Annotated in this window: 18 protein-coding genes and 1 pseudogene; 16 read left to right on the top strand and 3 right to left on the bottom strand. The window is 54.2% G+C overall.

What is annotated here, in order from left to right; all coding sequences use genetic code 11:
* Positions 1-374: 374 nt before the first annotated feature.
* The 10 genes and pseudogenes from N5098_RS16210 to ftsZ all read left to right on the top strand — a co-directional run bounded on the left by N5098_RS16210 (position 375) and on the right by ftsZ (position 9,396).
* On the top strand, positions 375-1,043 hold the full coding sequence (locus tag N5098_RS16210; protein ID WP_267638889.1) for a hypothetical protein: 669 nt from the start codon (positions 375-377) through the stop codon (positions 1,041-1,043).
* Positions 1,044-1,130: 87 nt separating this feature from the next.
* Positions 1,131-1,625 (top strand): hypothetical protein, encoded by a 495-nt coding sequence (locus N5098_RS16205; RefSeq protein ID WP_267638888.1) that lies wholly within the window; start codon positions 1,131-1,133, stop codon positions 1,623-1,625.
* Positions 1,626-1,706: 81 nt separating this feature from the next.
* Positions 1,707-2,210, top strand: a complete 504-nt coding sequence (locus N5098_RS16200) for a hypothetical protein (protein ID WP_267638887.1) — start codon at positions 1,707-1,709, stop codon at positions 2,208-2,210.
* A 440-nt stretch (positions 2,211-2,650) separates the two neighbouring features.
* Positions 2,651-3,253, top strand: coding sequence for a hypothetical protein (locus N5098_RS16195; RefSeq protein WP_267638886.1), 603 nt, complete (start codon positions 2,651-2,653; stop codon positions 3,251-3,253).
* A gap of 2 nt (positions 3,254-3,255) precedes the next feature.
* The gene (locus tag N5098_RS16190) at positions 3,256-3,921 is read left to right on the top strand and encodes a hypothetical protein (RefSeq protein WP_267638885.1); all 666 of its coding nucleotides are present in this window, start codon (positions 3,256-3,258) and stop codon (positions 3,919-3,921) included.
* 65 nt (positions 3,922-3,986) lie between these two features.
* The gene (locus N5098_RS16185; protein ID WP_267638884.1) at positions 3,987-4,526 is read left to right on the top strand and encodes a hypothetical protein; all 540 of its coding nucleotides are present in this window, start codon (positions 3,987-3,989) and stop codon (positions 4,524-4,526) included.
* A 245-nt stretch (positions 4,527-4,771) separates the two neighbouring features.
* Positions 4,772-5,290, top strand: a complete 519-nt coding sequence (locus N5098_RS16180) for a hypothetical protein (protein WP_267638883.1) — start codon at positions 4,772-4,774, stop codon at positions 5,288-5,290.
* A gap of 119 nt (positions 5,291-5,409) precedes the next feature.
* Positions 5,410-6,200: pseudogene (locus tag N5098_RS16175) on the top strand (IS6 family transposase).
* A 520-nt stretch (positions 6,201-6,720) separates the two neighbouring features.
* Positions 6,721-8,097 (top strand): D-aminoacyl-tRNA deacylase, encoded by a 1,377-nt coding sequence (locus N5098_RS16170; protein WP_267638882.1) that lies wholly within the window; start codon positions 6,721-6,723, stop codon positions 8,095-8,097.
* A 147-nt stretch (positions 8,098-8,244) separates the two neighbouring features.
* On the top strand, positions 8,245-9,396 hold the full coding sequence (ftsZ, locus tag N5098_RS16165) for a cell division protein FtsZ (protein ID WP_267638881.1): 1,152 nt from the start codon (positions 8,245-8,247) through the stop codon (positions 9,394-9,396).
* Positions 9,397-9,413: 17 nt separating this feature from the next.
* Here ftsZ and N5098_RS16160 read toward each other — a convergent pair whose 3' ends face one another.
* Positions 9,414-11,795 (bottom strand): heavy metal translocating P-type ATPase, encoded by a 2,382-nt coding sequence (locus tag N5098_RS16160; protein WP_267638880.1) that lies wholly within the window; start codon positions 11,793-11,795, stop codon positions 9,414-9,416.
* 38 nt (positions 11,796-11,833) lie between these two features.
* Positions 11,834-13,789, bottom strand: coding sequence for a methyl-accepting chemotaxis protein (locus tag N5098_RS16155; protein ID WP_267638879.1), 1,956 nt, complete (start codon positions 13,787-13,789; stop codon positions 11,834-11,836).
* A 409-nt stretch (positions 13,790-14,198) separates the two neighbouring features.
* Between N5098_RS16155 and N5098_RS16150 the strand changes: the two genes are divergently transcribed.
* The 6 genes from N5098_RS16150 to N5098_RS16125 all read left to right on the top strand — a co-directional run bounded on the left by N5098_RS16150 (position 14,199) and on the right by N5098_RS16125 (position 18,739).
* Positions 14,199-14,372 (top strand): protein translocase SEC61 complex subunit gamma, encoded by a 174-nt coding sequence (locus tag N5098_RS16150; protein ID WP_267638878.1) that lies wholly within the window; start codon positions 14,199-14,201, stop codon positions 14,370-14,372.
* Positions 14,372-14,809 (top strand): transcription elongation factor Spt5, encoded by a 438-nt coding sequence (locus N5098_RS16145; protein ID WP_267638877.1) that lies wholly within the window; start codon positions 14,372-14,374, stop codon positions 14,807-14,809. Before N5098_RS16150 ends, N5098_RS16145 begins: the two co-directional genes overlap by 1 nt.
* 121 nt (positions 14,810-14,930) lie before the next feature.
* Positions 14,931-15,857: a phosphotransferase family protein gene (locus tag N5098_RS16140; protein ID WP_267638876.1), complete on the top strand. Its 927-nt coding sequence runs from the start codon at positions 14,931-14,933 to the stop codon at positions 15,855-15,857.
* Between the two features lie 61 nt (positions 15,858-15,918).
* On the top strand, positions 15,919-16,365 hold the full coding sequence (locus tag N5098_RS16135; protein ID WP_267638875.1) for a DUF2391 family protein: 447 nt from the start codon (positions 15,919-15,921) through the stop codon (positions 16,363-16,365).
* A gap of 118 nt (positions 16,366-16,483) precedes the next feature.
* Positions 16,484-17,350, top strand: coding sequence for a dihydrodipicolinate synthase family protein (locus N5098_RS16130; RefSeq protein ID WP_267638874.1), 867 nt, complete (start codon positions 16,484-16,486; stop codon positions 17,348-17,350).
* A 99-nt stretch (positions 17,351-17,449) separates the two neighbouring features.
* Entirely contained in the window at positions 17,450-18,739 is a 1,290-nt protein-coding gene (locus N5098_RS16125) for a cytochrome P450 (protein WP_267638873.1), read from the top strand.
* A 1-nt stretch (position 18,740) separates the two neighbouring features.
* Here the strand turns inward: N5098_RS16125 and N5098_RS16120 are convergent, their stop codons facing one another.
* Positions 18,741-20,306: a DNA-directed DNA polymerase II small subunit gene (locus N5098_RS16120; protein ID WP_267638872.1), complete on the bottom strand. Its 1,566-nt coding sequence runs from the start codon at positions 20,304-20,306 to the stop codon at positions 18,741-18,743.
* Positions 20,307-20,323: the final 17 nt, after the last annotated feature.

Genomic DNA, 20,323 nt, shown 5'->3' with positions numbered 1-20,323 from the left:
GGTCTCCGCAGCGGTAGCAACGGAGACTAACCCTCAAATCATACAGAATGTGACTATTTCGCGGCGTTCAGACGGCACTCTCCCGACTCGTTCGGGAAGTACCGAATGTGGACTTCGTTTAGCTCCGAGACTACATCGAAGCAAACACTGAGAGAGCGCGGAATGAACGATATTATTTTTGAATGACTCTCTGTAGAATGAATTATATCTATGCTTGGGCGGAGGTAAATATTTGAATACCAACAAGTGCGATAAATACAGACATAAACCAGGTATTGAAACAGGTGAAGTGAGTGATCCAGAGCGAGTCATCAAGTAGAGATATCAGATACTCCCGAGAAATAATATAAAGGCATACTCACCTCGATAGAACAATGGCAGACGAACCATATCGTATCAAATACCCAAAAACAGCGGACTGTTCGTTATCGACTATAGAAGAGTTGGTCGAGTCCGGTATCCAACAGGGATGGGAAACATCACATGATGGAGAGACAAATGGGCTACTCTATAATGGTCCACTCAATGATTATACCTCGCAGCGGCACCCGAAGAAAAACGTCCTCCAGGATCTGTCGGAACATCGACGAGGCAGTATTACATTCTGGGTAGATAACATTGATTTCAGTCTCAGTCTCTACGCAACCTGGGAACGGTTCAACGATCTGAGTGGGTTTTCATTCTGTGTTGATCCGGTTCATTACCGTCAAGACGCTGAAGACGTTACAAACACAATTATTCAGATTGCAACCACGATATATAATGTACTAGACCAACCTGTTGCATTTTCTAGTATTTCTATAGATGATACATCTCACGTGCATCAACTGCTGGAAGGACAATTGACTGATGTGTACTGGTTGCTGTTGTTACCACCAACACTGGTAGAGAGACTAGATCAAAGTATTATCGAGACAGACCTGTTTTGGTTCAATGAACGTCTCCCCGATGGGGGGCATATCCTGGTAGCCACAGCCAATCCTCTCAGTTTTACACCGTCATTGAAGGAAGAATTGCGCGCCAAATTAGCACTCTCAAAATAGGGATACTCAATGCAAAGCCCGGTGAAGATATAAGCTCACTTTTAGAGAGAAATGGAAGCGAGTTCACATGGATAAGTAAGTAAATAAATGGCTCCAACAAAAATTAAATTCAGATCTGATGGAAGCTATCGGGAACAATTAATCAAAAATGAAGAACCAGATAGCTGGATTGACATTCGTATCAGAGTCGGGGAAGAGTACATCTATGGCGGTCCAGACAGCTACGTTACTGGATTTGCATGTGGGTTTGTTCTGAATCTGCTTGACTCGGTCAGTGCAATGAAAACTGGCGAGAGGTCTATTATTGAGTTGGAGTACGGCCCGACGTGGTTGACGATAGATCCTGTGGATCAAACAGCCGTCAGGATAGCTGCTTGTCGAACCTACAAGGGCGCGATGGACTCGTCTGAAAGGTTAGAGATTGATGATGATGCAGTTGTTTCAAAAGAAGCGTGGGAAAGTGAGGTCCTCAGAACTGCGCGTGAATTCCATGAGACTGTTGTTGACGTGAATCCCGACCTACAAGATCAGGAGGTGATTGCTGATATCCGAGATCGAATAGATTCCTTTTCCGAGGAGTAATCGACTCTCATTCAAGCGCGTAATCTCGGCCATAGATCACCCAGAGTTGAATGCTGGTGATGGAGAATTCGAAGACACAACATGAAAAGGAACCATCATTCATCGGTTACGATTAAATTCCATTTCGATCAGAAATATCAAGACTGGGTCAAACAGGGCGCCCCTCAGCGATGGATAAGTATTTCACTCACCATTGGTGGTGAAGATGTTTACGGCGGTTCACGAGCTACAGTGACTGGTGATGCATGTATTGTCATGATTGACCTTCTTGAATCGGTGACCGCTCTCAAATCAGATTCCCGTAGTGTGGTTCATTTCGATCAGGGACCATCCTTTCTCTCAGTCGGTCCAGAAAATACCACTGCTGTTGAAATTGCAGCCTGCCACACCTTAAAAGAAGCAAAAAATCCCGAAGAGCGACTCGGTGTCGCACGGTCGTATATCACCACGAGAGAACTGTGGGAAGATGCGGTTACTGAGATGGGAGCTAACTTCTATCAAACAGTCACTGAGCTAAATCCCGAGCTAGAAGAGCATGATGTAATCAAAGAGATCGACAATAGAATATCAGATATTCGTAATTAAAATAGAACATATTCATAGAGAGGAACTGGATTCCATTCTTCGATACCGATACGTGAGAGAACAAAACCCTGAAAGCGGAAGACTCTCCAAGTGACATTACCTATAACGTAGTACTACCTAACGACGAACCCGATATTATAATCGCCGAAGCAGTAGGCGAACACGGCGGATTTACCCGCATCGAGTATGATGTCACGGGTGATTCGGCGGATCTGACTGTCTATGCCGGTGCCTTCGCAAGTGCCGCAGCAGAGGGTTCGAAGATTGGTGGAACACTCGGTTCAACATCACCGGATCCTGTCTCGACACTAGGTGGAATCCTGGCAGGTGGGTTACTATTTGGTTCCGTTGCAGCACTGGAAGCGGAAATAGAGGACGAGGTTGTCAGGGAGGAAATCTCCTACGAGATCCCTGCCTCCAGCATCGAAGCGAAGTACGAGGTGAACGGCGAGGAGATTACTCTTCCCGCAGGTGCAGTCTACGAAACAACCACTGTCGATGGGACAGAGTACACCCGTGGGTTTGGTCTGGAGTACATCGAGGCGACGACTGGGCTGACGGTTGCAGAAATCGAGAGCATTCTCGACAATCCAGACAGGGTCGTCACCAAGGATGGCGAAGTGCAGTATATCATCGGTGACAGTGTTACCGACGGCGAGGAGACCATCCTCGAAATTATTGGCGGGACCATAGCTACCGCGTCTTCTGGCGAGACGGTTGAAGATACCTGTGGACAAAAGGTGTATATCCCAGAACAATCTGAAAACGACCATCCATACAAGCAAGGCATCGATAAAAATGATATCAGAGACGCACTCAAAAACCCGTTCAATGGCAAAGTCTGGACTGACGGAACGCTTCGGTACTACATTAGCCAAGCCTCGAACGGAGTTTGGCACATTGTACGGACTAGCCCAGATTACCCGTTTGCTCCGTGGGGAGTGAGGACATCGCTACTTAAAGATGGAGAGAAAAGCTTCGATAGTGGACAAGATGCTGAAGAGGAACTTGAAGAACGAGGACATACTGAATACGATTGTTAACCATGAAAGAGCACGACGACTATTCTGAATTATTAGATAAGGCAGATGAATATCGCCAATCAGGAGAATTAGTTTCAGCAGCAGATTATTATAGTCGTGTTGGATATTATGGACTCTCAAGAGCTTGTTTTCATCACCGAGGTCTTTGGATTGGCATTGATAAACTTCGTCTCGCCGCAGTATGTTACAGAATGTCGGGAGAGGACTCTAGGTGTACGAATCGTAGTCAACAGTCTGAATTAATGATAAACGAGGTAATTGATAATCACCTCCCTGAAAATAAGACCAAACGTGATGCTTGGACTGGTCTTGCCCACGAATATATTGGCGATTTTCGTATGATTGCGAATCGAAAAGACGCCAACGAGGCCTACCAAACTGCAATGAAATTGTATAAGCGTGTAGAACAGGCCGGCGCACCAGATCCGGTCTACGCTTGGGCTGGTGAAGATGGATTCCACTTCTCGACCAATTTTCTGCTGTATCTTATTGACGCTGTAGGTTGGAAAATAGATTCGGATTCCTTTACAGCACTTCGAAGTCTGTCACTCACATATCGAATAGAATATCGACATGAATATATAGCTGAATTACTATCTTTATTGGATAAATCTGAAACGCTCGAATGGAGTGACGATGTACTGGCTCCACCAGACGAATCTGAGTGACTGCAATAGTAAATACGTACACGAATTGTAGAAGAGGAAAGAAAGACAGAATGTGATTATTACCAATGTACGAACCCAGCCATCGCCGAGAAATAAGGGCCAAAGCGGAGCAAGCTAGGTCAGACGCCGCGTCAGAGCAGGCCGGTGACTGGTATACGCGTACAGCATACTATGCTCTTTCTGCCAAGGCGTTTGACAAGTGGCACTTCTGGGTAGCAGTTGATGAACTCCGATACGCAGCCGTTTGCTATCGGCTAGCTGAGGCAGAAAAGCGTTGTATCAATCGAAGCGAGCAGGCAGTCCTGATGATTGAGGATGTACTGAATGGACGGCTTCCCGAACGGCAAGTCAAACATGACGGATGGACGGGGCTTGGATACGAATACATTGGGGATTTCAGGATGATTGCTGACATCGAAGGAGCTGACGATGCGTACGGCCAAGCTCTTGAGCTATTTGAGCGTGTGGAACAGCATGGAGAGCCAAGTCCATTTGGTGGGCCAAGCCCGGTATACGCGTGGGCCGCTGAGGAAGGATCCGAACTATCTACTCGATTTATATTCCGCCTCATTTTTCCCGGGAGGACAATACATCAAAGGGCGTAACTTGACAGACAGGATATAATTCCAGAGGTTAAGGACCTGATTTATGACTCAATAAAAAAGGGCAAATATTCATCAGGATCTGGAGGCAGGCACGAATACATGCTGAGGCCAACAAACCAAGGTTACACTGAGATAGGCATCACTCAAATGAGGGTTATCACAGATGGGGATGGGTCTATCAAAACTGCTATCCCTGAAAAAGGGCCTAGTGTTTCCAAATGGCATTCTGAATATGGGTGGATTGAATGAATTTCAAAATAGACAAAGAAATGCTAATCGAAATCCAGTATGGGGATGAGTTCACGACACAAGTAGAGGATGGTGAGAGTGACCCATACGTAGGAATGAGAATACTGGCTCAAGACAGCTATATATACGGTAGTGATAATCGAGTTCCGAAAAACTGGGTCACATATCTGCTCAATAGTCTTTTAGAGAGTATTTCTGATGTAGTGAATACTGAAAAAGCAGTCATCACAAATCAGAATGGACCGTCGTATTTTGTGATTGAGCCGTTGAACGAAACAGAGGTATCTATAGCAAATGTTCTAACATATGATGGTATTGACGATCAAGAGGAGCGATTGCCAACAACAGATAGTGTGACAATATCGACGGAAGCCTATATTACTGAAATAATTCGTGCAAGCAAAGAACTGTATAAACGGATTGTTTCTGCCAATCCTAATCTCACTGACTCAAGAAACATCAAATTGCTGGAGGGAAATCTCTCCCAAGCCAAAGACACCCTTGAATCGAAATAATATTGTTGTTTAAATCACTCTTCTTTATTTATATATAACTGATAAAAGAGAAGATATCATGACACAGTCTAGTTAAGTCAGTTTGAGAAGTGAGCAGGTCATTGAGTTGGTTGGTTCAGATGCTCGTAGACCTACTCAGTGAGTGCTTTGCGGCGGATCTAGAAGAAACTTGGGAGCGTGAACGGACGGCGACGTTGACGAGACGCTTCGCGTCTCGTTCGCACACCAGAAGCCCGTGGCTTCTGGGGACGCCCATCAGGGCGTTCGCCGTCCGGCTTCATGCGCCCGGTTGTTCACTCAGAGAGACAACAACGGTTCTCGCGGAATTAGGCGTTGAACGCTCTCACCAAGCGGTCTGGCAGTGGGTATATCGGCTGTCTGACAGCGTTCCTGACCCGCCGACGTTCGGGAGAGCTTTGCTCTCCCGCAGCCCATCAGAAATATCCGATTTCTGAGGACGGCGCAGCCGTCGCGGGTCGCAGTTGACGAAACCGCTGTCAAAATCAACGGCGAGTGGTCTTGGTTGTACGCTGCAATAGACATCGACACAAAACTCATCTTGGACGTGGCGTTGTTCGGACGCCATGGCACGGATCCGGCGGCTGCGTTCCTGTCTGGACTGCAGGAAAAACACGATCTCTCGAATGCGACGTTTCTCGTCGATCAGTTCGGCTATCGGACTGCCCTTGTACGATTAAGATTGAACGGTCGGGTTGACTATACCGACCGAAACCTCATCGAAAAATGGTTTCACACACTCAAAATGCGGCTCGACCGTTTTCATACTTCGTGGGTGGGCAGTCGGCGGAGCGTTCGCCAATGGATTGCAATATTTGCGCATTACTACAACCGCCTCAGACCGCACCAATCCCTCGATGATCGAACGCCAGCTGACGAGGTTCTAAACTAGACAGTGTTGTGTCTTCGATTATGACAAACATGCGTCACTCGATTACATCGGTAAGGAAGTCGAATTAGAAATTGTTCCATTTGTTATTACTAGTGCCGAAATCGTGGGTGAGAAAGAAGGGAGAATCGAGCCTAACGAAGAAAATCCTAGGCATTGGAAATCACATTCGTACGTGGGAGAGATTTCTTCAACTAGTGTCAATAAGAATACAACATTCCCACTCGCTCTCAGCGGCGATACCGTTTCAATTGAATTCAGTGGAAATGATGAGTACGGTCGTTTAATCCAGTCCTGTGAAGTTAGTGACACTGTCCACATCACGACGGCCCGAACAGATCTTCACGGGATCACCCGTATAAATAGGTCAGACTAGTATTTGATCACGTCTCAGTTCAGACGACCTGACGATCAATAAAAACGGCAGTAAACAGACTCAGTGGTACTGTGCGAGTATCAGACCCCCGTATGAGAGAGGACACGGATAACAACCGTTTTGCCGCCGCTTCCGTGAGGAGGAGACATGCTCGGTATTATCGTCTCTCGGGCCGACAGCGCCTCGGTCCATATCGGCGAGCACCTCCGTGAGCTCGCGGACTGGGACACCTTCGATGACGGCACTCGTTGCGACGCCGCGGGCGGAGGAACTGTCTACGAAACTGACGGCGCGCAGTTGCGGGAGTTCGACGCCCTCCATCTCGACCTCGTCCGGCCAGCCGATGCATTCGATGACCCCGACTTCCTGGTGTTTGCCTCCCGTCACTCCGGCCAGACCGGTCCATTGCTGACAGCTCACCATACCGGCAACGTCGGCCCGGCTGAACACGGGGGCACGGACAACGACCTCGCAACTGCTTGCCCCAACGCGCTCCGGACCGTCTTCGATGCACTCGATGCGTACTCGCCTGGGGGATACGAGGTCGGCATCGAGGCGACCCATCATGGTCCGTCGGTTGTGGGCGCACCCTCGATGTTCGTCGAGGTCGGCAGCGCCAAAGAGCAGTGGGAGGACCCCGAAGCTGCCCGAGCCGTTGGGCAGGCAATCTTGGCTCTGCGAGAGAGTACGGCGTATTGCCGCCCTGAAAACGGCAGTTGGAGCACGAGCGACCAGCGGGGACGGTGTCGACAACTCGTCGGCATCGGCGGCGGCCACTACGCACCACGGTTTAGGCGTGTGATGGCAGAAACTGACTGGGCAGTCGGCCACGTTCTTGCCGATTGGGGGCTCGACACACTTGAGAACCCGGCAACGGAAACGGTCATCGAGCAGGCCTTCGAAGCGACTAACAGCAACTACGCACTCGTCGAGGGTGACCGTGCCGAACTCACGGAGGTGGTGGAGTCGCTTGGCTACCGTGCCGTAAGCGAAACCTGGGTCCGAGAGACCGACGGCGTTCCCCTCGGATTTGTCCGTGCCATGGAAGCAGATATCGGATCCATCGATGACGGCCTCCGCTTTGGTAAGCCGGCCCGAAATCACATTCCAGAGGAGTATCACGTCGTCGACCTTCCGACAGCACTGTTGGACGAAGCTCGGGGCATCAACAGAGAAGCAGCCTCCAACGCGGTCGCGGAAGCTGCACTCGCGTTTGGAACCGACCAAGGAGGGACTCGTCCGACCGGAACAGTCGTCCTCCCTCCGGAAACCGAGCGTGCAGTCGTCATTGAGACTCTACTTGCGGTGCTTTCAGAAAAATACGACAGCATCGAACGCGACAAGGAGACAGTCATTGCTCGACAGGAGGTATTCAACAGTGAGAAGGCACAGACCTTGGGCGTCCCCCAGGGACCAGCGTTTGGTCGACTCGCTGCTGGCGAGCCTGTCGAAGTCGACGGTGAAACAATCCCGCCCGCGGCTGTCCACGAGGAAAAGACCACGCGGTTCTCGCTCTCTGAATGAACCCCTTCGCTTCGTGTGGAGCTATAAACACATCGTAATCTATACCCACAGTCGGTTTCCACCGGAAATTCCGGAGAAGAGCGTCATACAAACGTCAGACGAGAGGGAAAAGTAATTAGTACTCGGCCTGCTATGGCTATTTAAATTATGGACTCCATCATCGATGACGCAATCGACGAAGCGGAGGAAGAACGAGACGAAGTGAGCGAGGAACCAACGGAAAGCACGCCGACAGAGGAGCCATCTACGTCGGGGACAATGAGCGACGAGGAGCTCGCAGAGGTCGTTCAAGATCTCGAAACGAAAATTACCGTTGTCGGGTGTGGTGGTGCTGGGGGCAACACTGTAACCCGGATGATGGAAGAAGGTATTCACGGTGCAAAATTGGTCGCCGCAAACACCGACGCCCAACACCTTGCCGACGAAGTAGACGCGGACACAAAAATCCTCATCGGCAAGAAACGGACCGGCGGCCGTGGAGCCGGTTCAGTTCCGAAAATCGGCGAGGAGGCGGCCCAAGAAAACATCGAAGATATTCAGCAGTCTATCGACGGCTCGGATATGGTGTTTGTTACGGCAGGTCTCGGCGGCGGGACCGGTACCGGTGCTGCCCCGGTCGTCGCACAGGCCGCACAGGATTCTGGCGCTCTTACGATATCTATTGTTACAATCCCATTCACTGCTGAGGGTGAGCGCCGGCGGGCCAACGCCGACGCCGGTCTCGAACGTCTCCGTTCAGTCTCTGATACAGTGATTGTCGTGCCAAACGACCGCCTTCTCGATTATGCGCCCTCGATGCCGCTGCAGGACGCCTTCAAAATCTGTGACCGTGTTTTGATGCGCTCGGTCAAGGGTATGACCGAACTGATTACTAAACCCGGCCTGGTCAACGTTGACTTCGCCGACGTTCGAACAATTATGGAAAACGGCGGTGTCGCTATGATTGGACTGGGCGAGTCCGACAGCGAGAACAAAGCCCAGGATTCGATTCGCTCGGCCCTGCGGTCCCCACTCCTCGATGTCGAGTTCGACGGCGCGAACTCCGCGCTTGTCAACGTTGTCGGTGGCACCGACATGAGCATCGAAGAGGCAGAAGGCGTCGTCGAAGAGATTTACGACCGTATCGACCCGGACGCTCGCATCATCTGGGGTGCATCGGTCAATCAAGAGTTCGAAGGCAAGATGGAGACCATGATTGTCGTTACCGGCGTCGAGAGTCCACAGATATACGGCAAAAGCGAAGCCGAGCAAGAACGCGCTGCCCAGCAGATTGGCGACGATATCGACTACGTCGAGTAACACACTCTTTTCGGAGGTTAGCCGGCCGTCCGGGCCGAGTTGGCGACGACAAGGACGCTACTAGTTGCCATTGCCAACGCGGCAAACAGCGGGTTCAGGAAGCCAAAGAGTGCGAGTGGTATTGCAATACCATTGTAGACAAACGCCCAGACGAGGTTTTCGCGAATCCGCCGGCGCGTGGCTACAGCGACATCGAACACAGTAGGGAGTCGTCCGAGGTCATCATTGAGAACGACCGCATCGGCAGCGTCGACTGCGAGTTTCGTCCCATCTTCGAGAGCAATACCAACATCGGCGGCAGCGAGCGCAGGTGCATCGTTACTACCGTCACCGACCATCGCAACTGTCCCGGTCGCTGCCAGCCGACGAATAGTCTCAGCTTTGCCATCGGGTCTGATGCCGGCGAACACCCGGTCGACGGCGGGATGCTCTGCGAGTCGCTGTGTGGCAGGTCCCTCGTCTCCGGTAAGAATGACAGTCCGGTCACCTAGTTCTGTAGCAACTGCTGCCCACTCATCGCGGGCCTCGTCACCGACTGCGATGACACCTCGGGCGCAACCGTCCCATCCGACAATCACCGGTACGTTCCCCTCCGTCGTGATACTCTCTGTCCGGTCTGCGAGGGCATCATCTATCTCCCACCCCTTCTCGGTGAACAAGTCGGGGTGGCCCACGAGAACAGACATACCATCAACTGTCGCCGAGACACCTCGAGAGTGCCGAACGACCGACCCAACACTGTCGGCCAACTTCGTGTCCCCAGCGGGTGACGCTGGGTCGGTCGCCGCCGTGTCTGTGGGCACGGTGGTCCCCCCGTCGGAACGGACGCCGGGTGCTGCTTCCGTCACCGCTCGTGCGATTGGATGAGCCGTATACTGTTCGACTGCGGCGGCTCGCGCGAGTAGTCTGTTCTCGGTTGTTTCGTCGGTCGTAAACACGTCGCTGACGGCCATCTCGCCGTTGGTTACAGTTCCGGTTTTATCGAAGACAACGGTATCGACGGAGCCAACGTGTTCAAACAGTGCAGGTGTGGTGATGACGACGCCACGCTCGGCGGCAGAGCGGAGACCGGAGGCAACAGCGAGCGGCGTCGCAAGACCGAGTGCACACGGACAGGAGACGATGAGAAGTGTAAGACTCGTGAGCAACGCAGTTTGGACCGACTCACCAGCAAAGAGACCCAACACACTGGCACCCACCGCAAGAAAAAACACCAGCGGGACAAACACAGTTGCGAGCCTGTCAGCAAACCGCTGTGCGCCAGACCGCGCAGTCTGGACCTCCCAGAGCGAGTCGACGATGCGGTCAAGCCTGCTATCGGTTCCAGTCGCTTCGATGAGTAGCGGTGTATCGGTAACGACCGTTCCGCCGATGACCGTATCACCGGGAGCTTTGTTTTCGGGAAGTGATTCGCCAGTGACGAGGGCTTCGTCGACAGCCCCAGAACCGTCTCGGACGACCCCATCGACGGGGACCCGCTCGCCCGCCCTGACGAGAAGCCGGTCGCCGGTCTCGACTGCATCGACTGAGATAACCTCGCCATTTTCTCTAATCGCAGTCTCGGACTGGAGTGGAGTGAGGTCAGTGAGCAAGCCATTCATCCGCGACCGAATACGTCCCTCATAGTAAGTTCCGGCAGTGACCGCAAGCACGACCACAACAGTCACATCATAGTAGAGGTCAGCGTGGCCAGTAAGCAGACGACCTGTACTGTAGGCGTAGGCAGCGAGTGCAGCAGTCGTCACCAGCAAGTCGACGTTTGGCCTGCGTGTCCGGACGCTGACGTACGCCCCGCGGAGAATCGGTGCACCGGTATACAACAAGAGTATCGCCGACAGCGCAGCCAGATGACCGTATATGTGTGCGCTGTCCTCTGATTCAAGCGCAACCAGCGGCTCGTATCCGAAATACCGCGGGTACAGAAAGACCACGTAGGCCAACATTGCCATCATCCCCAAGGCGGCCCCCACAATCAGCCTGTTTTCGAGTGTGTCCGTCTCAGTGTCTGTACCGTCAGCGTCACGTCTACTGGCGGTGTACCCTGTTCGTGAAAGCGTATCACGAAGCGTCTCCGTGGAGAGAGTATCAGGGTCATAGCTCAGTTTCATCGCCTCGGCTGCATAGCTCGCCTCTGCGTTGTAGACACCATCACAGTCGTTTGCGACCGATTCGAGGTACACCTCGCAGGTGGCACAGTGCATTCCCTCCATTACGAAGTACGTCGTCGCAGCATCCTCCGGAATTGAGGTAGTGCTCTCACCAGTGTGAGTATCAGACACAGCAACGTCGCCCAGACTTCGCTGGACTTCGAGACACCCACGGCAACAAAAGACCCCCTCAACACTGTCGTCAGTGACTGCATCGGAGACCGGCAGGTCACAGAGACGACAGGTAGTCATACGAACCGTACGGGTGGAGATGGCTCATTCATTAGCAGTCAGCTCGTGTCGTGGCCTGTTTTACCATCAGTGGTGGGGCCATTCATGTCACGCCCATTGGCTGTTTTGGTCCCTGTAGTGTCACAATCGAACGTATCGAGTCTGGCCTGTAGCGTCGTCGTCTGGTCAGCGAGGGTATCGAGTCGTGAGCGGATATCGGACATGGTGCTGGCGTTGGTCTCGGCACGGTCGGCAAGCGCCTCGCTTTGTTTGGCGATGGTCCGAGAGCTATTCGCAACACGGGAAACTGCATCAACGACATCCTCGGTCGTCCGGGCGGCAGCATCGGTAGCCGTGGCAATCCCTTCGATAGAGCCATCCACAGAGCTAACCGACTCCGAGAGGTCGACAAATTGGTCACCGGCCGCAGTAATCGTCGTTTTCCCGGTTTCTGTACGCGTTCGGGTCCGTTCCATCTCCGCAAGCACCTGTTCGACATCCTCGACAGTTCGGGCTATCGTCTGCTCGATTGCCCCAGAATGTGCCTGTGTCTCGTCAGCGAGGGTCTTCACTTCGTCGGCCACAACCGCAAAACCCTCACCGTCGGAACCAGCGCGTGCGGCCTCGATATTTGCGTTCAGCGCGAGCATATTGGTCTGTTCGGCAATCTCATCGATGAGGCCGGTGCTCTCTGCGACATCGTCCATCCTGCTGTCGAGCGATTCGACCAGCGTCCATAGCTCTTCGATACTGTCTTCGATTTCTTCGACTGCAGCGACAGCTTTGCCAGCAGTCTCATCACCAGTCGTGGCCGTGTCTGTGGCAGCACTGGCCTCGGAAGCAACCTGGTCGGCATTGGCGGCAATCTCTTCAATTGTCGCAGAGAGGTCGCCTAGCTCTTCAGTCGAAGACTCAAGTTCGTTCGCCTGCTCTCGGATTTCGGCCGCGAATCCACGAATCTCTGTGGCCATTTCCTCTTGTTCACGCTCGAAGGTTGTTGCATCGTCGTGAATTGACGCCGTCGTCTCCTCGACAGTTCCGACGAAGGTTCTGAGGTCTTCGATAGTCGCCGAAAGCTCTCGTGTCATCCGCCCGAACGCGGTATTGATCTCCGAGATTGCCTCGATGTCACTATCTGTGCCTGGCATTGCGGTCAGGTCCCCGCCTGCAACAGCGTCCATCGCTTCGCCGATAGCATCAGCACGGTCGAGTAGCTCCTCGTTCAGTTCCTCTGCCTCCTGCTTGTGGGTTTCAGCCTCTCGCTGTGCTTTTTCGGCCGTCGCTTTAGCTCGCTCGGCCTCAGCTTTGGCCTCCTCTAAGGCCTCCATATCGGCACGATTCTCTCGGAGATTCGTGATAGTCTCTTGGGTCTTCTCACGGGCGCGCTCGATAGAGCGCCAGTGCATCACGATTGCGCCGGCGAGTCCAAGAATGAATACCGCATGGATAACCCCCCAGCGCCATGGGTTGCCAATGGCGGCAGCGTGGTTGTAGACGGCCTCCGGGAAGTACATCCCGGCAGCGCCATGCTGGAGTGCGACGTAGAGAATTGCCAGAATATACGGGAGCCAATCCTCGTAGATGGCGATGACGCCAACCATCACGAAGAAATGAAAGTGTGCTTCAATAAAGCCACCCGAGAAGTGGACCAGCGCCGCAGAAGCGGTCATCAAGCCCAACGCGGCAATAAATGTCCGGACGCGCCGGTCAAGACGGGAAATGCTTGCAAGCAGTGCGAACCCGCCGATGCTGGCAACTTCGAACAAGACAACGCCGAAAGGCTCGGCGTCAAATGTGGCTCCGGTGAGGTATGGGTCGTGCCCGTCGAATAGGCCAAGCAGGAATAAAAACGGAAGGTGTGCCACCAACAATACGAGAAGTCCACGATGACGTGCCCGCCACGTCTCTTCGGGAATCGACGTCCCTCGTGGGACATATCGGACAAAGTCCCTGTAAACGGTCGCCCCCCGTTCGGACAGCGATGAAAAGATACCTGAGTTGTCTGTCCCGCTCATACGAATACAGCGTTTTCGGAGTAATTAATCGTTGTGTGGATATTATCAGAGATGATAGCCCAAAAACCGAGACACGACTAGTCCATCACAGTAACCGGTTGTTAGAGACGTCAGTGTGAGCCAGATACATGGCCACGATACCGCCGTCCGAGAGCGAAAGAACGCAAGACGACAAGATAGCCGGCTTGGAATGGATTGTGGCGGCGTTCAATTGCTTTGTTTTTTCGGATTCGTGGTGTCTGTCCCGACTAATACGGAGTAGATAGCGGCCAAAACGACAGCTAAGAGCGGAGAACACAGCAGAAACGGACAGAAAACCTCTGATAGTGTTTTTGTGGACGGCTTTGTGTTCGGAGTTGGGCCACCCCGTACCAATAGATAAAAAAGCACGGAGTTGAAACAGCGTGACATGAACACGCCAACAGACCTCAGCTCGTACATCCGCGTCCTCAAGTTGGCAAGTACGCCTGCGTGGGAAGAGTTCAGTCAGGTCGCGAAGATTGCGGGTCTGGGAATCATGCTGGTCGGATTCATCGGCTTCGTCATATTCGCGTTCATGACGTTCGTGCCGGGTGGTCCGTAATGGGAATCTACGCGGTCAAAACGACTGCAAGTCAAGAACAGACGGTCGCAGACATGATTATCAACCGCGAAGAGCCGGAAATCCATGCGGCGCTGGCCCCCGACTCGGTCACGTCGTACGTGATGGTCGAAGCCGAGGACTCCTCGGTGTTCGAGCGCATCCTCGATGAGATACCACACGCAAATGGGATTGTCCCTGGGCAGACCTCGATGGCCGAAGTCGAGCATTTCCTCTCGCCGACACCCGATGTCGAGGGGATCGCCGAAGGCGACATCGTCGAACTCATCGCCGGTCCGTTCAAAGGTGAGAAGGCTCAGGTCCAGCGTATCGACGAAGGGAAAGACCAGGTGACCGTCGAACTCTATGAGGCGACAGTCCCGATTCCCGTCACCGTGCGCGGCGACCAGATTCGTGTGTTAGATAGCGAAGAGCGGTAAGCAAGAACAGACCCGAAAAGCTCGAAAAGGGCAGCAACTGAAAGCAGCCTGTTCTCAGTTTGGACGGTCGGAGCTACAGCATCCTCCGACCGGTAGCCAGCCGTCACGTGGCACCCAACACATGAGAGAGGAGATTCGCGACAGACTCGACGCAGAGTTCGACAGCTACGGCGTCGTCGCTCAGCTTCACGACGTGCCACCCCACGAAGTGTACGAGGTGACCGTCGACGGGGACCGAGCTGTCTGCAAACTTGACACCGGGCCGACCGGGAGCGCGGGCATGGAGGGACGGGTGACCGCCTTCGTCGGCGAGAAGACGACAGTTCCGGTCCCAGCAGTCTTCGACTGCGGAAGGGACTACTACGTCGCCGCGTGGCATCCGGACGCACCCGAACCCGAGGGGGAGTTCGACCCTGACGAACGGTGGGCGACGGCGGCAGGCCGTGGAATGGCACAACTCCACGAAGAGACGGCCCACCACCTCGATGGGTACGGTCAGTTCCAACTACCAGACGACAAGAGCGACTGTGGCAGTATCGCCACGACCGGTCATCAAGAGTGGCACGCGGCAGCACTCGACTACGTTCGTCACTACCGACCGACACTCGAACAGTATGGCCACGCCGACATCGCGGACGACGTAATCGGGTTCCTGCAGGGCCACCCCGACGTATTCGCCGGCGCGGGCGAACCGGTCTGCTGTCACGGCTGGGCGACGCCGGAACACGTTGCCGTACAGGACGGCGAAGTAGCCTGTTTGGTCGATTTCGAACACGCCATCGCGGCCCCCGGCGAGTTCGACTACTGGCGGACGGTCATGCCGGCATTTGGACCGGATGGGCCGGTCGAAGCATTTCGGACTGGCTACGAGTCAGTTCGCTCACTTTCGGATGACTTTGCTGACCGACAGCAGTTGTACGTGGTGCTCCATTTGGTCTACTTTTTCGAGTCGCTGTACGTCCAGAACCAGCATACACCCGTCGAAACCGACGAAATTGCCCAGCGTCTTCGTTCTAACATAACCGATACACTCAACACTCTCAGGTAGCTCTTCGCCGGGCAACAGAGTACCCGGGAGCTATTTCATACCCGGGAGAGAACAGCAGACCATGAGATTACGACGACCCGGGCGTCCCCGACGGTTTCGGTTAGCTGATTCCGCACAGCAGGTCGTCGGCGGTTTTTTGCTTGCAGGACCATTCGTCGTCACCGAGGAGGTCTGGGCCCTCGCAAAGAATATGCGTCTGGTGCAGGCATTTGCGACCGTTGCCGTTGTATTTGCAATTGGATACGCAACGCTGTACAAGGCAGATACAAAACGTGATTCCGACGAGGAGCAGACAGTTGTGGGGATTCCAGTTAGGTTTCTCTCCTTGATGGCTGTCTCATTCGGGTCAGTCACCATTCTAGCGGTGCTGTTTGGCGCGCCGGCAACCTTCGTCAACGCCGGCGGCGATACTGCCGAGCTGGCACGGATTACGTTCAACGCAATCAGTATCGGGTCGATTTTTAGCGTTGTCGGAGCGGCGACAGCAGATAGCGTCTTCTCACGGTAATCAGCCTGCCTTCTGTAGTCAGACAGAGACTCTGTGTTACCGGCGGCGAACTGACAAAAAGAGATGTGAAAGATGAGTTTCCCATACAATTCAAGATTACAGGGAGCAAGATTCAGTTATGCACGGTATCGGGCCACCGCTCGTGACGCCATGTACGGAGCAGGGGGATGTCGACTACGCGGCGCTACGAGAACTCGTCGGCTGGGTCGAGAACCGCGGCGTCGACTTTCTTTTAGCTTGTGGCTCCACCAGTGAGGCAGAACTGTTGACCGCTGCCGAACGCAAGCGTGTGGTCGAGACGGTTGTTGAGGAAGCGTCGGTGCCGGTGCTTGCAGGTACCGGACATCCCGGTCTCCGGGAGACACTCGATTCGACCGCCGCTGCAGTCGATGCCGGTGCAGATGCAGCACTCGTTGTTACGCCTTTTTACTACAACCACGGGCACGATACACTCGTGTCGTACTACCGTGCGGTCGCTGACAGCGCCGAGATACCGGTCTATCTCTACTCCGTCCCAGGCTATACCGACGTACAGCTTACGCCCAAAACGGTTGCGGAGCTGGCATCTCACCCAAACATTGCGGGGATGAAAGACACCAACGGGTCACTGGGGTCGTTTATCAGGACACAACAGCGCGTCGCTGACGGTACGTTCGACCTGTTAATCGGGACGGCAAATATCCTCAGTCAGGCGCTGTCGGCTGGTGCGCGTGGTGGCGTCCTCGCGCTTGCAAACCTCTACCCACGCAAATGTGTCAAGATTCACGAACTGTACGAGAGCACACCAAAGCGAGCACAGTCCCTGAACGCGGAGCTGGTGGATATAAACACGGCAGTGACTACCATGTACGGTATCCCGGGCCTGAAGTGGGCGATGCGACAGCGTGGTGCGCCTGCTGGCTACCCCCGCTCGCCACAGCAACCACCCGACGAGCACGCAAAACAACACCTCGCATCCCTGCTTGCCGAGGTGAGTAAGACGTGAGCGGGGGACTTGTTCTCCGACCGACACGACCGTCGGAGACGCAAACACAGACAGCAGGCAACCAACCCAACAGCACTCCCGGGCTGGCCAGGGCGAGGCATGAATAATCCCCCAACAGCCCCAGGCAGACAGCCGGTCATTGGACACACACTACACGTCTTGCGGTCGCCGCTTACCTCACTACAACAGTGGGGACAAACCGACGAATCGCTCGTTCGTGTACGGATTGCAAATCAACAGCTGTCTTTAATCACGTCCCCTGACGCGGTACGGGAGGTCCTCACAGCAGAGAGTGACCGATACAAGAAAGCCGATATTGTCCGGGACCGCCTCGGGACACTGCAGGGAAATAGTCTGGTTCTTCTCGAAGGCGAAAAATGGAGCGAGCGTCGGAAGCTACTACAGGAAGGGTTCGGTTCACGCGGACTAACAGATGCTGGGTCGCTTATGACCACCTATGCCCGCGAAGTTGTCGACGGATGGACCTCGGGGACATCGGTCCCGGTTGTCGACGCGGCACGAAGCCTCGTACTTGCAGTGCTAGCAAAAGCGCTGTTCGGGCTAGACCTCCGTGGCGAACAGACACCAATCCATGAGGCAGCAGGAGACATTCTGTCGCGACTCGACGTACGGTCGGTCTCACTGTATCTTCCCGAGTGGGTCCCAACGCCGACAAACATACGCTTTCGGCGGGCAGTTTCGACGCTACACGACCGACTTGACACCATTGTTGAACAACAGAACGAACCACCGGCGGAGTCGCTGCTAGGATTGATGCGCGCCAGCGGTCTAGCAGCCGAAGAGATTAGAGACGAGTTAATTGCCCTGCTGTTTGCTGGCTATGACTCGACGGCGACTGCACTAGCGTGTACGCTTGGACTACTTGGGAACCACAGAGACGTGCAGTCTGCTCTCGGTAACGAACTCGATGCCGTTGTTGACGACCGCCCCCCAACGCCATCGGAGCTGCCAGAATTACCGCTGTTAGACGCAATCATCAAAGAGAGCCTTCGGTTGTACCCGCCCCAGTATCTTATTTTCCGGGAGCCAACGACTGAGACAACAGTCGGTGGGTATCAGGTACCGGCAGGAGCGACTATTGTGGTGCCACCATGGATTCTCCATCGGGACCCGACAGTCTGGGAGAAGCCCTCAACGTTCCGGCCAGAGCGCTGGCTCGGTAGTACGCCGGACAGACCCGAATATGCGTATATCCCGTACGGCGGCGGACCCCGGTACTGTCTGGGGGCAACTATGGCTGATAGAGTACTCAAGCTAACTGTTGCCGTCATCTGCCAGCAGACGGAGTTTCACTCACCAACGCCAGTGTCCGTTACTGCAGGGCCAACACTGTCGGTCGATGAAACCCTCAAACTCCAAATTAAGTGAGTTACACGAACTGCCGAATTGTCAAGTCGAGCGTCTGGAGGTTGACAATCGGCGCGTAGCCGACATCAGGCTCAAGATTGACACTCTCTTGAAAATCTGTCTGGGACTGCCAGCAACTGGAGTTAATTGTGAGCACGTTGTGATACGTTCCGTAGCCGAGTTTGTGGATGTGACCGGTGTGGACGATATCGGGGACTTCCTCGATGACGAGGTGGTCCTCCTCTTCGGGTGCGATGCGGGTCATTCCACCGTACTTCGGTGCAACGTGGCGTTTGCGGAGTAGTTGTGCCATCGTTCCCTCGGGGTTGTCGTAGCCGGCGTACTCGTCGGGCAACTCGGCGATGATTTCGTCGAAGGAGGTGCCGTGATACATGAGTACCGAAACGCCCTCGACAGTGACTGTCGATGGATTCGCTGTGATTCGGGCGTCGTGGGCGGACATGATATCACGGAGTTCCTCATCGAAGGCCGGCTGTGGTTCAGCTAGCCGGACGGCGTCGTGGTTGCCCGGAATCATGACGATTTCCATGTCGCCGGGTACGTCTTTGAGGTACTCGTTGAACGCTTCGTACTGGTCGTAGATATCTACGATATCGAGTTCCTCGTCTTGGCCGGGGTAGACGCCAACACCTTCGACCATGTCGCCCGCGATAAGCAGGTACTCCACAGACTCAGCTTCCTCCGTATGAAGCCAGTCAGCAAAACGGTCCCAAGCATCGCCGCGAAACTCTTCGCTACCAACGTGGACGTCCGAGACGAGCGCGGCCTCGACCTCACGGTCAGCCGTCGAAGGCGTGTAGGTTCGCGGTACTTCAGGGAAAAACAAGGAGTCGACAAAAAGGATACCCGCGTCGTCGGCAAGCGTTCCCTCGACGGCGATGACCTCGTCAGGAAGCAATGTCCGTGCGTCGTCGGCAAAGTCGCGGTCTTTCATCACCAAGCATGGAAAGGTCCCGTTCGTGTCTTCGAGTTCGACCAGCCAGTGGCCGCTAGCAGTTGTCCGGATATCAGAGACCATCCCGATGATGGCGGCGTCGCTATTGCCGGACATCTCAGCTACTGCGTCCGTTGGCCGATGGTTGACGCGACCACGGAGCTGGTCGGCGAGTTTCTCGTAGCGGTCACGGAACACCGAGACGAAATCACCGTATTCGCCGGTGCCGGTACTCTGGATATCTCCGCTTAACTCGGGGTCGGGTGGTGAGCGAGTTGCCGAGCGTGCGCCGCGAGAAGACCCCTCCGTTTCAACTGGAACAGTACCGGCCATATCATCCGAATTGTCAGGCTCGTTTCCAGATGAAACAGAGGGGTGTTGTTCGTCCGTATCTTGTGCAGCGTCGGTCTGGCCAGTTGGTGTGTGTACACGTTCGTCTGCTGGCGTTTCAAGGGACTCTTTGACATGGGCTGCAGTCACGACAACAGTCCCCTCAGGGACCGCTTCAACTGCACGGTTGATGGCGGCCTGTGGGTCGGATGCGCCAGCTAGAAGCGTGACTGCTTCACGGTCAGCGTTGTAACCACGCTCGGCGAGCGCATGGACGATGCGGGTACTCGCTTCGAGAGGCACATCTCAGTACTGGGTCG

The organism is Halovenus rubra (assembly GCF_026586665.1).
In the GTDB taxonomy this organism is placed as follows: domain Archaea; phylum Halobacteriota; class Halobacteria; order Halobacteriales; family Haloarculaceae; genus Halovenus; species Halovenus rubra.
This window is presented reverse-complemented; position numbering and strand designations above follow the sequence as displayed.

Excerpts from the sequence above, each read along its gene's own strand:
- N5098_RS16140 (WP_267638876.1), top strand. The coding sequence starts at position 14,931 with ATGAGAGAGGAGATTCGCGACAGACTCGACGCAGAGTTCGACAGCTAC.
- N5098_RS16205 (WP_267638888.1), top strand. The coding sequence starts at position 1,131 with ATGGCTCCAACAAAAATTAAATTCAGATCTGATGGAAGCTATCGGGAA.
- N5098_RS16170 (WP_267638882.1), top strand. The coding sequence starts at position 6,721 with ATGCTCGGTATTATCGTCTCTCGGGCCGACAGCGCCTCGGTCCATATC.
- N5098_RS16145 (WP_267638877.1), top strand. The coding sequence starts at position 14,372 with ATGGGAATCTACGCGGTCAAAACGACTGCAAGTCAAGAACAGACGGTC.
- N5098_RS16200 (WP_267638887.1), top strand. The coding sequence starts at position 1,707 with ATGAAAAGGAACCATCATTCATCGGTTACGATTAAATTCCATTTCGAT.
- N5098_RS16125 (WP_267638873.1), top strand. The coding sequence starts at position 17,450 with ATGAATAATCCCCCAACAGCCCCAGGCAGACAGCCGGTCATTGGACAC.
- N5098_RS16130 (WP_267638874.1), top strand. The coding sequence starts at position 16,484 with ATGCACGGTATCGGGCCACCGCTCGTGACGCCATGTACGGAGCAGGGG.
- N5098_RS16150 (WP_267638878.1), top strand. The coding sequence starts at position 14,199 with ATGAACACGCCAACAGACCTCAGCTCGTACATCCGCGTCCTCAAGTTG.
- N5098_RS16160 (WP_267638880.1), bottom strand. The coding sequence starts at position 11,795 with ATGACTACCTGTCGTCTCTGTGACCTGCCGGTCTCCGATGCAGTCACT.
- ftsZ (WP_267638881.1), top strand. The coding sequence starts at position 8,245 with ATGGACTCCATCATCGATGACGCAATCGACGAAGCGGAGGAAGAACGA.
- N5098_RS16155 (WP_267638879.1), bottom strand. The coding sequence starts at position 13,789 with ATGAGCGGGACAGACAACTCAGGTATCTTTTCATCGCTGTCCGAACGG.
- N5098_RS16135 (WP_267638875.1), top strand. The coding sequence starts at position 15,919 with ATGAGATTACGACGACCCGGGCGTCCCCGACGGTTTCGGTTAGCTGAT.
- N5098_RS16180 (WP_267638883.1), top strand. The coding sequence starts at position 4,772 with ATGAATTTCAAAATAGACAAAGAAATGCTAATCGAAATCCAGTATGGG.
- N5098_RS16185 (WP_267638884.1), top strand. The coding sequence starts at position 3,987 with ATGTACGAACCCAGCCATCGCCGAGAAATAAGGGCCAAAGCGGAGCAA.
- N5098_RS16210 (WP_267638889.1), top strand. The coding sequence starts at position 375 with ATGGCAGACGAACCATATCGTATCAAATACCCAAAAACAGCGGACTGT.
- N5098_RS16190 (WP_267638885.1), top strand. The coding sequence starts at position 3,256 with ATGAAAGAGCACGACGACTATTCTGAATTATTAGATAAGGCAGATGAA.